Below are 13,825 nucleotides of genomic sequence, written 5' to 3'. Positions count from 1 at the left end.
CATGGACAAGATTATTCGGGGCAAAACCGCAAAAAGCGCGGCCACGGGCGGCAAGACGGCCAAGGGCATCAAGCATGTCGCCTCACCGTTGGCGCGGCAGACACTGCTCGACGGCGCGCTCACCGGTCCCGTCGCCGGCAACCGTCCGATTCCGCTGTTGCGGTGGCTCCAGGTGGTCAAGATCGGTGGCCGATCCATCATGGATCGCGGCCATGAGGCGATCCTCCCGATCGTGGAGGAGATTCGCGGACTCCTGCCCGAGCACCGGCTGCTGATCCTGACCGGGGCCGGCATCCGCGCGCGCCATCTCTACAGTGTCGGTCTCGATCTCGGCCTGCCCGTCGGCTCGCTTGCGCCGCTTGCGGCGAGTGAAGCGGGACAGAACGGCCACATCCTCGCCTGCCTACTCGCACCGGAAGGTGTCTCCTATATCGATCATCCGACCATTGCGAGCCAGCTTGCCATCCATCTCGCCGCGGCTCGCGCGGTCGTGGGCAGCGCCTTCCCGCCGTATCACCACCACGAGTTCCCGACGTCGCGCATCCCGTCGCATCGCGCCGACACCGGCGCGTTCCTCATTGCGGATGCGCTTGGCGCGGCCGGACTGACGATTGTCGAGGACGTCGACGGCGTGTACACCACCGACCCCAACGGGCCGGACGGCAAACAAGCCAAACTGCTGCGCGAGACGAGCTTTAATGATCTTGCGAAGATGAAGAAGGCAACGCTGCCGTTCGATCGGACGCTGCTCGAGGTCATGGCGAACGCGCGCCACATCGCGCGCGTGCAAGTCGTGAATGGCCTCGTTCCGGGCCGGCTGACCAGCGCGCTGCGCGGCCAGCACGCCGGGTCGATCATCCATACCGGCGCGGCCAAAAGTTGAGTTCGGAGCCGACTGACGGCGAGCTGGCGAACAGACGTCTTCCCTGGCGCTGCGAGGCGGTGGGCTGGCCGGCGAACGCCTGTTTGTGCGGTTCGAATATAGGATGAGGCATTCACACCCTCGACCTATTCTAACCCGTCTTCGCGGATTGGCGGGTTTTTGAAGGGTCGACATCAGCCAGATCAATGGCTTAGCTCGAAAGGTCTTCACTACAGCGGCTGGCTTGGTTGACGGCGGCTGTGGTGATCCTGGGCGGCGGTTGCGGTGGCAGCCGGAGCTTCAGCCGATCAATCAGGAGCTGCAGTTCCGGTTCGGGATGGGTGTAGCGGGTGAGCAGGATCTCGCGCCCATCTGTGGTCGGCAGATGGACGTCGATCATCTGGATGGCGGCGAACTTTTCGAGCGCGCGACGTGCGGTCAAGCCCGATGCGAGGGCATGAAGCCGGCGCGTCAGCGTGACCTGCATGCAGTAGGCCAGGAAGGCGATGAAGATGTGGGCCTCGATCCGGACCTCGTCTTGATGGAACACCGGACGAATCGCCAGGTCGCCCTTGAGATTGCGGAACGCTTCTTCGACGGCAACGAGTTGGACGTAGTATTGCCAGAGCTGGGCGGGGTCATTGTCGGCGAGGTTGGTGCGCAGCAGATAACGGCCTTCGCGACGTCGGGTCTTTCTCAATCTGTTTCGATTGAGTGCGAAGCTGAAGCTCGGGCGCTGCTTGTCGATCTCGATATCGACCAGACGCCAGGCCGCCGGCGCTTTGGATCGCGCGCCGCCAAGCTTCATCAGCAATTCTTCGCGCGTGATCTCCATCGCATCGATTTGCCTGAGCCGTTTCCACAACCACTTCAGCTGCCGCCGGCGCATCGCGCGTTCCTTACTGATCCGATCGGCGCTTTGAGCGAAGACGTAGAGCTCACCGTCCTCGGACAACAATTTGACCTGCACGCCCTCCCGCGCGTCCTGCCAGGGCTTGTCCAGCAGATGCTTCTCCAGCCGGTTCAGGCGTCCCTTCGGCGTACCGACCAGATATTGCACTGGCGGATCGCTGTGGCGCATTTCGGCCAGCACGGCCTCGGTCGGCACGCCACGATCCATCACCCAGACCCGGCGCGCCTTGCCGTATTGCTGCTCGATCTTGGCAAGGAACATCCGCAGTGTCTTGTTGTCAGCGGTGTTGCCGGGCAGCACCTCGTAAGCCAACGGCAAGCCATCGGGCGTCACCACCAGCGCGATTACCACTTGCGGGCAATCCGGCCGCTTGTCGCGGCTGTAGCCGTGGCGGCGCTTGCTGCCTTCCGGCAAGTCCGATGCGTTGACCTCGAAGTAGCTGCTGGTCAGATCGTACAGCAGCACGTCGAAGTCGGCATTGAACAAATCGCGCCAACGCCCGACCAGATGCGAGAATAGCGCCTCCTTATGCGCGAGCAGCAGATCGTGGCAGGCATAGAGTTTGTGCTCTTCCGCGAGGCCGAAGTCTGCTCCCAGAAGATCGGCCATTGCGCTCTGACCGAACCATTGCCGATGCAGCCGCCACTCGCTGCCCGGCGCGATCAGCCGGTAGGTTGCCAGCACCTGCAGGATCTGGTCCCACCTCGTCTTCTTGCGGCTTGGCGGCAGCCGCTCTGCCCAGAACCAATCGAGCTGAAGCTCCTGCCACAACTGTCCGGCCAGCCAGCAGGCGCCCCATTGCCGCGGACGTCGAAGCTGCATCTCGGACAGGCGTAGCTGGACGATCGACGCATCGCCCGCGATCGCCTCGCATCGATCTTCCGGAAACAGCGACAACGTTCGCGCATGTCCGGCGTCTTCGTCGAGCACGTCGATCGCCTTGCGCCACGCCGCTGCCTGCGAGGAATTGATCTCACCGAGATACAGCACATGCCGCTGCACCACTCGCCCGTTATCGAGACGCTTGTTCTCGACAACGTTCCAGTAGCTGTGCGTCTTGCCGTTCTTCTTTCGCTCGGTGCGTCGCAGGAACATGGCGCTGCGAATCTATCCGCACCGTCACGTCATTGGGAATCCGGTAGGTCTTCACTACAGCCGTTTTCGGCCGATTCCGGACACCTCACCCTTTGCAGATCAAAGACTTAGCTCGCCAAAAAATCGCAAAATCGCGATTTTCCAGCGCGAATCCGCGAACTCGGGCTAAACCGCATCTAACCCTCATCTAATTCTAATCATCGCAGATGCCGGCCTGACCGTGACATTAACCCGGCGGGTCAACAGTGGGGGCGTTCTCCATGCGTGTGGGATATTCGCACGGTCGTGCCTATCGATCCGAAACGAGACCGATGGCGCTGCCGATTGAAGCAGAAAGTGTGACGCGTCATGCCTGGCTGCCATTCGCCAAGGCTGTCTCGTTTTGCTACCGCGAACCGGAGCGCGCCGTTCAACGGATGAGCCGATATCATGGCGCAAACGGACAGGATGCGTTCCTGGCCAAGCTCACAAGCGATCCGTATTTCTTTGGGATCAGGAATGCTCTGACCCCTTACCCAACCGCCGGACGATCCCGCCGGGGAGCGCTCCGTCGGGCAACAATCTTGCTGCCCTTACTGGCGAAAGCGGCGTTTGATACTGGAATGGCCTCCGCTCCATTGATCCCCGAGGATGTCTAGAGCGTTTTCCAGTGAAGTAGATACCGGTTCTCCCGCGACAAACGCGAAGCGTTTGCGCTGAGAAAATGCGTCAAAACAAGAATCTAGAGCCGTCGTTCCGATTCTATCGGAACGAGAAAGGCGCTAGTCTTTGTCCGTCATCTTCCGCAGCTTGAAATGCCCGAACGCCGTCGCGATCGGCTTGGTCGCGTCGTCTTGCCAGGCCTGCGCCTGGAACGCGACGATGCGCTGTCCTTGCCGGACGATGGAGACAGTCGCAAAACTGTCGATGCCGCGTCCCGAACGCAAATAGTTGATAGTCAGCCCGATCGGCTTGGGTGGCGTTGTCATTGCAATGCCGAGCTCGCGCGCCACGCCGATAATGGCCGTTGTTTCCAGGAAAGCGCCGGTGATGCCGCCATGGATGGCGGGGAGAACCGGATTGCCGATGATCTTGCGCGAGAACGGCATGTGCAGCACGCCGTCGTCGGCGACGCGGATGCCCAAGCAGCGTGCGAACGGACTGTTGGCGAAGGGGCCTGAGTCGTCCTCGGGTGCGTCGAGGACCGGCACCTCATACGCCTGTCTGTCCCTCAGCATGTTGGTGCGGTTGGCGCCGATCATGAAGCAGGCCGCGGCGGTGGCGACCGGATCCAGCTCAGTGTCCTGATACGCGGTCGCGCGCACGAAGGCGATGGAGCGCGTGACGTGATAGCAGATCGCATGCGCCTTGATGGCGAGGCCGGGTTTGGCCGGCTTCTGGTAATCGATGCGCAAGTCGAGTGTCGCGATCGCGCTGATGCCGTCGAGCGCCAACTGCACGGCCATGCCGCAGCTTTCATCGAGCATGGCGGTGACCACGCCGCCATGGACCACGCCGGATTCGAGGTCGCCGACGAAGACAGGCTGGTAGGGCAGGCTGGACCAGGCCTCGCCGCGCTCGGCACGATCAATGCGAAGTCCGCTGGCGCGGCCATAAAGCGACCGGTGTTCCGCGATCGCTTTCGCGAGCTGTTCGAACGGCAGTGGCTGCCCGTCATAGGTCGTGATCTGAGACATGGCGGTTATTTAGCATGCCCGCGCAATAAAGTGTGCCGCTCTGTGCATGAGGTATCGGCATCGGCGGAGGTGGTTGTCGTTGCGAAAATCTGCCTCTATTGGGAGTCGATGAGGTTTACGGGAGTGGTGCGATGGGCGGATTGGTGATCAAGGGCGGCCGGGTGGTGGATCCGGCCAGCGGGATGGACGCCGTTGCCGATGTGGCGGTGCTCGATGGCCAGATCTCCGCCGTCGGCACCGACCTCGGCGGTGCGGAGCGGGTGATCGATGCGACCGGGCTCGTCGTGTCTCCGGGCTTCATTGACCTGCACGCGCACGGCCAGTCGATCCCGGCGGACCGCATGCAGGCGTTCGACGGGGTGACGACAACACTCGACCTTGAAGCGGGTGTGTTGCCGGTCGCATCCTGGTATCGACGCCAGGTCGACAAGGGACGCGTGCTCAATTATGGCGCCGCCGCCAACTGGGCCTTTGCGCGCATTGGCGCCATGACCGGCTCCAACACGGAAAGCTCGCTGGAGGCGTTCGGCCATGCCATGCGTGATCGCCGCTGGATCGACAACGTCGCGAGCGATACGGAGGTGGCCGGCATCCTCGATCGCCTAACCAATGGATTGAACGAGGGCGGCATCGGCATCGGCATCCTCAATGCCTATGCGCCGGGCGCCGGCGTGCAGGAACTGACGGCGGTGTGCCAACTGGCGGCCGCGCAGAATGTCGCGACCTTCACCCATGTCGCCTACATGTCCCGCATCGACCCTGAAAGTGCGGCCGAGGCCTATATCCGCCTGATCGGTTATGCGGGCGCCACCGGCGCGCACATGCATATCTGCCACTTCAACTCGTCCAGCAAGACGGACATCGAACGTTGCGTGGCGCTGATTGAAAAGGCGCAGGCCCAGGGCCTGCCGATCACCATTGAGGCCTATCCCTACGGCACCGGCTCGACCGTGCTGGCCGCGGCCTTCTTCAGCGATCCCGAGTTCGAGGCCCGCAATGGCACCGGTTATGACTCCGTGCAGCGGGTGACCGATGGGCGGCGTTTCCGCGATCGGGAGGAGTTGCTGGCGGCGCAGAAGGAGGAGCCTTCCACGCTGGTGCTGTGGCATGTGCTGGACACCGAGAACAATCCGCACCATCGCGATCTCCTCGACATGGCGGTGCTGTATCCCGGCGGCGCGATCGCGTCCGATGCAATGCCCTGGACGTCGGACGGCAAGCCCTACACCGGCGACGCCTGGCCGCTGCCCGACGACGCCACCTCGCATCCGCGCTCCGCCGGCTGCTTCACCCGTTTCATCCGCGAGTGGGTGCGCGAGCGCCGTACGCTGTCGCTGCTGGAAGGTGTCCGCAAATGCGCGCTGATCCCGGCAGAAATCCTGTCCGCGAGCACGCCCGCCATGCGCGCCAAGGGCCGGCTGCAGCCGGGCGCGGATGCCGACATTGTGGTGTTCGATTTCGAGGCGCTGACCGACCGCGCGACGTTCTCGGCGATGAATCGCCCCTCGGAGGGCGTGCGGCATCTGATCGTGAGCGGCCAGCCGCTGATCACCGACGGCGTGCTGGATGTGGCGGCGCGGCCGGGCCGGCCGGTGCGCCGGCCCGTCACTGAGAGCTGATCGTGCCCGTCCCGATCCTGCTGGTGACCGGCTTCCTCGGCGCCGGCAAGACCACGGTCGTCAATCATTTGCTGGCGCATGCGGAGGGACGGCGCATTGCTGCCGTGGTCAATGATTTCGGCGCCATCAACATCGATGCGGAGCTGATCGCCGGCGCCAGCGATGGCGTGGTCAGCCTCGGTAACGGTTGCATCTGCTGCACGCTCGAAGGCGATCTCCTGCGCACGCTCGCCGCCCTGCTGCGGCGCGACCCGCGGCCCGAATTCATCGTGATCGAAACCAGCGGGATCGCGGACCCTGCGGATATCGTGCGCAACCTGATGGATCCGATGATCTGGCAGGAGGCGCCGCTCGATACCGTGCTGTGCGTGGTCGACGCGACGACACCGGCGCCAACATTGAATGATGACGCCCTGTTGCGATCCCAGCTGCGTGCGGCCGACGTGGTCGCCTTGAGCAAGGTGGACCTTGTGGACGCGGCAACCCACGCGCAACTGCGCGAGGCCGTTCGGGCGCAACGCCCGACCGCTGTTGTCGTCGACGCGCTGCAAGGTGAAGTCTCGTCCGTGCTGGTGTTCCCGCTCGATGCGGAGCGCATGTCGGCGCCGCGGCCGGTGGAGCCGCGACGACCGGTGGTCGACCGGTTCGAGACCCTGAGCTGGACCTCGCAGCGGCCGGTGTCGCTGCCGCGATTGCAGCAAGCGATCAGCCGGCTCGCACCAAAACTCGCCCGCGCAAAGGGATTGTTCGAGACGGTGGAGCAGCCTGGGCGGATGATGGTGTTTCAGCTCGCAGGCGGTCGTGCGACACTGACACCGGGTGGCGCGCTGCCGGACGGCGTGCCGCGTGCGCGGATCGTTTTCATTGCCGAGATCGGGGTGCTCTCAACGGCGGAGATCAACAGGACTATGGACGCGATATGACCCTGCCGCTGCGCAGCGGCTTACCGAAAGTCGGAGGTGGCGATCAATCGACAACCGCGATCTCGTTGAGATTGCACCAGTCGCGCAAGGCCTGTTCCTTCGCCTTCGCTTCGAAGGCGTACCAGAGATCAACGGAGTGTCGTTTCTCCAGCAAGGTTCTGAATTTCCGGTAGGCGCCCCTCTTGCTGAAGATGTATCGCACCTCGTCGAAGTCGTTCGGTAGATGCTCGCGCGCAAAATTCAGCGCAAGTGGCTTGCCAAGACCGAGTTCCTTCTTGTCGGGGATCGCAATGTATTTCTCTTCGTCTTCGATATCGTCGGGGAGTTCATCATTGAACTCCTCCAGATCGGAACCCTCGGCATATGTATAGATCTTGCCCGTCTGCCTGCAGACAACGGCATGATAGTCGCCGAGGCTGCTGTCCGTGTTGGCGAATTCAAAGGCATCGAGAATGTCGGCGAAGCTGACGGGCATTGGCTTACGGGAGAAGGAGCAAGGAAGCGCTCAGGATCGTGGCCGCGGCGATTGCAAGCAGGATCCTCTGCGGCTCGAGGGGCGCGAGATCGGCAGGTGCCTTCATCGGTTCGGGTTGCAGGCGGGATTCGGTGAAGGTGGGTATCTTTGTGGCGCCGCGATCGAAAGGGCCCTCCTTCAGCAATGCGAAGAGCGCATCTTCATCGACGTCCGCGACCCGCGCGATTACCGTGCGGCTGGGCGCGCCGGGACGCGCGTCACATGGTGCGTAAGATAATGGTACGCAAGACTCCAGCGCGTCGGCTCTCAAACCACCGCGTTCTGCCGCAGACCAAATCGTCATCACTAGTGCCCCGCATCCGAAGTTCGTGATACATCGACGCACTCTCTGACACGAACTTCGGATGCATCAGGGGCACTAGCAAATTTATGATTCGAGTACCGCTTTTCGATCTGAAGTTCCTGGGATGAGTTGGCGGCAAGTGGTGCAGGAACTTCAGATCGGCGGTACTCGTCTCTCGGGCCGTCGCCTGTCGGCGGTCGTTTTTCATAACATGGAGGTTCGCGCTGGTCGTCGCGAGGCTTTGACATTCTTAACATCAGCTTAAAAATCTGAGGGGATTTCTTTAGCCCTTCACCAGATCCCCCAGCAAATTCGCGGCCACCGTCAGCTTGGCGAGCGTCAAGCCGCTGGCGGCGATCTGCTCCACCGAGCGGCGGATGCGGGTCGCTTCGGGATGAGCCGCGAGCCAGCTCTCGACGGCCTCCTGGCCGGACTGGCCGGCGGCCAGCATGTCGGCAACCAGTTTTCGCTCAGAGGCGGCGATCTGGTCGCCGGCGCGGTCGATGGCGAGGCGTTCGAAATAATCATTCGCCGGCACGCTGCGGGCCGCAGCGATGATGCGGTCGAGGCGGAAATTGGCCTCGGCAGCGAAAAAAGTCATGGCGGTGTCGCCGATGGCGCGATTGCTGCGCTCCGCGACGGTGACGATGTCGGGCGCTGAGGTCAGGGCATCGAGATCGGCGAGTTCGCCGGCGAGGTCGGCGGGGACGCGTGCATCGATCAGCTCCTGGCGGCGCTTGCTGCGCCCGGCCTGCAAGTCTTCCGGCAAGGTCCGGTCAAGCCCGGCGGCAATCTGACGGATGGCGGGTCCAAAGCGCGCAACGACCGCTTCCAGACCGGCTTTGAAATCGACATTGCGCACAAACCAGACCATGCGGGAGAGCAGGAGATCCTGAAGTGCCGCGTAAAGGCCGAGCTGCAGTTGCCCGTCGATCCGGGTGTCGAGCGCGTCGATCGCGTCGTTGAGGTGCTGGAGGCCGTAGGATTCATCCACCGCCACGAACGCCATGACGATGGTGGGAATGTCGGCATCGGTCTCGTCGATCAGGCGCACGATGCAGGCCGGACCGCCGCGATTGATCACGGCATTGGCGAGATTGGTCGAGATGATCTCGCGGCGAAGGCGATGAAATTCCACCGATGTCGGGAATTTGTCCTGAAGCTCGCGCGGGAAATACTGGGACAGTTCGCGGGCGAGATAGGGATCGTCCGGCACGCTGGTCTGGAGCAGGTCATCGTAGAGGGTCAGCTTGGCATAAGCGAGCAGCACGGCAAGCTCTGGTCGCGTCAGGAACTGGCCACGCCGGGTGCGCTCGGTGAGTGCCGCATCGTCCGGCAGGAACTCCACGGCGCGGCTGAGGAGATTGCGCTGCTCGAGGGACTGCATCAGGCGTGCGAGGAAGCCGGTCTCGGCCACACCCTTGCGCTCAGCCAGCGACAGCGCCAGCGTCTGCAGATAGTTGTTGCGCAGCACCAGTGTGCCGACCTCGTCGGTCATCACGGCAAGCAGGCTGTTGCGGTCGCTCGGACTGAGACGTCCCTCGCGCTCGGGGCGCGCCAGCGCGATCTTGATATTGACCTCGACGTCGGAGGTGTTGACCCCGGCCGAATTGTCGATGGCGTCGGTGTTGAGCTTGATGCCTTTCTGCGCCGCTTCGATCCGGCCACGCTGGGTTGCGCCGAGATTGGCGCCTTCGCCGATCACCCGGGCGCGGATATCATTGCCCGTGATACGGATCGGATCGTTGGCGCGGTCGCCGGCCTGGTCGTCGCTTTCCGCGGACGCGCGGATGTAGGTGCCGATGCCGCCGAACCAGAGCAGGTCGACGCGCGCCTTGAGGATCGCCGTCATCACCTCAAACGGAGTGGCCTGCGGCTTGTCGAGATCGAGCAGGGCCCGCACCTCTGGCGCGAGCGGGATCGCCTTAAGCGATCTTGAGAACACGCCGCCGCCTTGCGAGATCAGCGTCTTGTTGTAGTCCTGCCAGCTCGACCGCGGCAGGTTGAACATGCGCAAGCGCTCAGCATGGCTGGTGGCCGGATCGGGCGAGGGATCGATAAAGATGTCGCGGTGATCGAAGGCGGCGACCAGCCTGGTCGCCGGCGACAGCAACATGCCGTTGCCGAACACGTCGCCGGACATGTCGCCGACGCCGGCCGCGATGAACGGCATGGTCTGGATGTCGGTGCCGAGCTCGCGGAAATGGCGTTTGACCGCTTCCCAGGCGCCGCGCGCGGTGATGCCCATCTTCTTGTGGTCGTAGCCCTGGCTGCCGCCGGAGGCGAAAGCATCGCCGAGCCAATGGCCCTTCTCGGCCGAGATCGCGTTGGCGATGTCGGAAAAGGTGGCCGTGCCCTTGTCGGCCGCAACGACGAGATAGGGATCGTCGCCGTCGTGCCGCACGGTGTTGTCCGGCGGCACGATGGCGTCGCCATCGAGATTGTCGGTGAGCTCGAGCAGCGAACGGATGAAGATGCGATAGGCTTCGGTGCCCTCCGCCATCCAGGCGTCCCGATTGGAAGGCGGCGGCAGGCGTTTGGGCACGAAACCGCCTTTGGCGCCGACCGGCACGATCACGGCATTCTTGACTTGCTGTGCCTTGACCAAGCCGAGGATCTCGGTGCGGAAGTCCTGCGGCCGGTCAGACCAGCGCAAGCCGCCGCGCGCCACCTTGCCGAAGCGCAGATGAATGCCTTCGACGCGGGGAGAATGGACGAAGATTTCATAGAGCGGCCGCGGCGCCGGCAGGTCCTCGATCTTGTGCGCATCGAACTTGAACGAAATCACCGAACGTGGATGTCCGTCCTCGCCGACCTGCCACAGATTGGTGCGGATGGTGGCCAGCACCAGATTGGTGAAGCGGCGGAGAATGCGGTCCTCGTCGAGCGAGGTGACGGATTGGAGCTGCTCCTCGATCTCCGCAAGCAGGCTCGTCTCGCGCGCCGAACGCTCGGCATCCGTGCTGGCGAGGTGCGGGTCGAGGCGGGCGCGGAACAGGGCCACCATGCTGGCGGTGATCGCGGTGTTCCTGCGCAGGGTCCCCCACATGTAATCCTGGCTGAACGGGGCGCGGATCTGGTGCAGGTAGCGGGAAAGCGCCCTGATGGTCGCAACTTCACGCCAGCCCAGGGCCGTGCGCAGCACAAGGCCGTTGTATCCGTCGGATTCGGCGCGATCATTGACCACCGCCATGATCGAGGTTTCCAGGCGCCGGCTGAACTCCGTGCTGATCTCGATCGGCTTGCCGTCGCTCGCCTCGATGATCATGTCATGCAGCCATACCGGCGCCGGCGCCGGCATGGCGCGAGGCACGACCTGATAGGTGCGTTCGTTGACCACGCGCAGGCCGTGATTTTCGATCACCGGGACCCGGTAGGACAGCGACAAGGGAACGCCGTGCGAGAACACCTTGAGGCCGAAGCGCGCCGGATCGGTTTCGCCCTCGATCTGGTGAACCGAAATCGCCACCGGATGTGCCGGGGTCAGCTTTTCGATTGTCGTGATATCGGCGATCGCCTGCGCGGTGCCGAAGGCTTCGGTATAGCCGCCGGTGAAGGCTTGTGCATAGCGGGTGGCGAGCATGCGGGCCCGCATGCCGTCGGTGGATGCGGCAAGCGCTGCCTTCAGCTTGTCGCCCCATGTCGCGGCAATGGCGCTGATCTCCGCCTCCAGCGTCGCGCGCTCGATGACCGGTGTTTTTCCCTCATAACGCCCGATGATGTAGTGGACGCGCGCAAGCGATCCCTCGGGGAAGGAGGCATAGGAAGCTGACAGGGTCCCCTTGTATATCTGCGCGAGGTAGGCCGCGACACGCGTGCGCACATCGGTGTCGTATTTTTCGCGCGGAATAAAGACCAGGATGGAGACGAAGCGGTCGAATTTGTCAGCCCTTGCCAGCGCCCGTACACGGGGACGCTCATACAGCAGCAGGATTTCCATGACGAAATTGTAGAGCGTTTCCGCATCGATCTGGAACAGTTCGTCGCGCGGATACTCTTCCAGAATATGCATCAGCGCCTTGCCCGAATGACTGTTCGGGTCGAAGCCGGCGCGCTGCAGCACCTGCGCCACCTTGTGGCGGACATGGGGGATCTGCCGCGCCGAACGGGTGTAGGCGCCCGAGGTGAACAGGCCGACGACGCGCAATTCACCCTCCAGCCGGCCATCGGGCGCATAGAGTTTGATGCCGACATAATCCATGCGGACGCGGCGATGAACACGGCTGCTCACATTGGCCTTGACCACCATCAGGACGGTCGGCTCGCGCATGAACTCGCGGATTTCCGATGTCATCACCACCATGTCGGTGCCACGGCGCAGAACTTTCACATCGGGGTCCGACAGGATGCCCAGGCCTTCGCCGGTGCTGACGTCGTCCGACGCGCCGTCGACCGACGAGAAGCGATACTCGCGCAGACCAAGGAAGGTGAAATTGTCGGCGCACAGCCATTGCAGGAATTGGTTGGCTTCGGCGACCTCGTCGATCGGCAGCGGCGGCGGGTTGGAGCTGAAGGTCTTGATCGCCTGTTCGACGCGGGCGCGCATCGCTCGCCAGTCGGTGACGCAGGCGCGCACGTCGTCGAGCGTCTTGGCAAGGCCGTCGATCAGCTTCTGGCGGTCGGCATCGGCGTCCAGCCGCGCAATGTGGAAATGGATCAGGCTTTCGCGCGCGCCCCTTGCCCCCTCCGGCAGCGTGTCGCCGTAGAAGCGCAGCAGCTTGCCTTGCTCGTCGCGCTCTACCGCGATGATCGGGTGGGCGACCAGTGTGACTTCGATGCCCTGCTCGGCGAGCTCCGCCATGGTGGAATCGAACAGGAAGGGCATGTTGTCGTTGAGAACTTCAAGCACGGAAATCTCGCGCCCGTCCGGCATCATGGGATTGACGACGCGGATATCGGCACGGCTCGCCGTGCGGCTTTGCACGTGCTCCCAAGCCTGTTCGGCCAGGACGGCCAGGGAGGCCGGGTCGTAATTGGCGAGGTCCTCGCTGTTGGTGTGCTCGAACAGAAGTTCGGCGAAGGGCCGGGGTGCCTTGCCCGGTCGAATGCTTCCCGCAGCCTCGCGAATCAGGGTGGCCCGCGCCTTGTCGTCACGCCACGCCATAACGCCCTCCGTTTGCCGCGCCGTCTGACCGCAGTTGCTGTTGTCAGCTCGATTTTGCAGTGCAACTGTTGGCAGGATTAGTCTTGCAGTCTTGTCATCTTAGCCGGGATTGATGACGTCTGCGAATCCCTCCGCGTCGGAGCCTGTGTGGCTTTCGATGACAATGCCATTCAATCCCGGAAATTTACCCCCCATGGGAGGTTTCGAAGCGGGATCAGCCACGGACGGCACAGCCTTCACAGCAGCAGAAGTCCGACCCTGAGACCGATCGCGACCGCGTCGGTGCGATTGCGGGCGCCGAGTTTGGCCAGCAGCGAGGCGACATGGAACTTGGTGGTGGCGAGCGAAATGTCGAGCTCGCGGGCGATCATCTTGTTGGAGGCGCCCGCGGCCAGTTTGTCCAGCACCTGCTGCTCCCTTGGCGTCAGCGGCTCGCTGGTGTCCGTGGGTGCGGCGTTGCGAGCCGGATGTTGGGCGCGGGCGGGTGCCACAATCCGATATCCGTGAGCAATGAGGCGAATCGCGGCCTCCAGCACGTCATGGCCGGCGTTGCGGTCGATGCCGTTCTCCGGCGGCTCCATCGCGGTTGCGTCGTGCAGGAGCAGGTGCGAGCCGGCGTGCGGGGGCGCAGTGTCGGTCACAATGACATCGGCGTCGTCGATGGCTGTCATCTCGACAGTCGCCATCTCCGCGATTTTGGACCGGATCCGCAGCGCGAGATTTCGATCGGACACGGCGAGGGCGACCAAAATCGTCTCCGCGCCGTCCGAAACAAACGTCGGTCCGGCGTCGTCATCGTCGTTCGCATGCATTGG

The 13,825-nt window shown here is 63.4% G+C and carries 9 protein-coding genes; 4 read left to right on the top strand and 5 right to left on the bottom strand.

Features of this window, described 5'->3' with window-relative positions; genetic code table 11:
- Nucleotide 1 precedes the first annotated feature (1 nt).
- Entirely contained in the window at nt 2–883 is an 882-nt protein-coding gene (locus RS897_RS03880) for an amino acid kinase family protein (RefSeq protein ID WP_315835280.1), read from the top strand.
- A 190-nt stretch (nt 884–1,073) separates the two neighbouring features.
- On the opposite strand, the gene RS897_RS03875 is transcribed toward RS897_RS03880, so the two are convergent.
- A complete protein-coding gene (locus tag RS897_RS03875) occupies nt 1,074–2,870 on the bottom strand; it encodes an IS1634 family transposase (protein WP_315831529.1) in 1,797 nt (598 codons plus the stop codon).
- Nucleotides 2,871–3,181: 311 nt separating this feature from the next.
- On the opposite strand from RS897_RS03875, the gene RS897_RS03870 reads away from it, so the two are divergent.
- Entirely contained in the window at nt 3,182–3,508 is a 327-nt protein-coding gene (locus RS897_RS03870; RefSeq protein WP_315835279.1) for a hypothetical protein, read from the top strand.
- A gap of 123 nt (nt 3,509–3,631) precedes the next feature.
- On the opposite strand, the gene RS897_RS03865 is transcribed toward RS897_RS03870, so the two are convergent.
- Nucleotides 3,632–4,546 (bottom strand): PaaI family thioesterase, encoded by a 915-nt coding sequence (locus tag RS897_RS03865; protein ID WP_315835278.1) that lies wholly within the window; start codon nt 4,544–4,546, stop codon nt 3,632–3,634.
- A 131-nt stretch (nt 4,547–4,677) separates the two neighbouring features.
- Here RS897_RS03865 and RS897_RS03860 point away from each other — a divergent pair, with 131 nt between their 5' ends.
- Both RS897_RS03860 and RS897_RS03855 read left to right on the top strand, forming a co-directional pair.
- On the top strand, nt 4,678–6,165 hold the full coding sequence (locus RS897_RS03860) for an amidohydrolase family protein (protein WP_315835277.1): 1,488 nt from the start codon (nt 4,678–4,680) through the stop codon (nt 6,163–6,165).
- 2 nt (nt 6,166–6,167) lie between these two features.
- Complete coding sequence (locus RS897_RS03855; protein ID WP_315835276.1) at nt 6,168–7,088, top strand: CobW family GTP-binding protein; 921 nt, start codon at nt 6,168–6,170, stop codon at nt 7,086–7,088.
- 43 nt (nt 7,089–7,131) lie between these two features.
- Here the strand turns inward: RS897_RS03855 and RS897_RS03850 are convergent, their stop codons facing one another.
- The 3 genes from RS897_RS03850 to RS897_RS03840 all read right to left on the bottom strand — a co-directional run bounded on the left by RS897_RS03850 (nt 7,132) and on the right by RS897_RS03840 (nt 13,822).
- Nucleotides 7,132–7,563, bottom strand: coding sequence for a hypothetical protein (locus tag RS897_RS03850; RefSeq protein ID WP_315835275.1), 432 nt, complete (start codon nt 7,561–7,563; stop codon nt 7,132–7,134).
- A gap of 626 nt (nt 7,564–8,189) precedes the next feature.
- Nucleotides 8,190–13,010, bottom strand: coding sequence for an NAD-glutamate dehydrogenase (locus RS897_RS03845; RefSeq protein WP_315835274.1), 4,821 nt, complete (start codon nt 13,008–13,010; stop codon nt 8,190–8,192).
- Between the two features lie 236 nt (nt 13,011–13,246).
- Complete coding sequence (locus RS897_RS03840) at nt 13,247–13,822, bottom strand: helix-turn-helix transcriptional regulator (protein WP_315835273.1); 576 nt, start codon at nt 13,820–13,822, stop codon at nt 13,247–13,249.
- Nucleotides 13,823–13,825: the final 3 nt, after the last annotated feature.

It is taken from the genome of Bradyrhizobium prioriisuperbiae (genome assembly GCF_032397745.1).
Taxonomy (GTDB): domain Bacteria; phylum Pseudomonadota; class Alphaproteobacteria; order Rhizobiales; family Xanthobacteraceae; genus Bradyrhizobium_A; species Bradyrhizobium_A prioriisuperbiae.
This window is presented reverse-complemented; position numbering and strand designations above follow the sequence as displayed.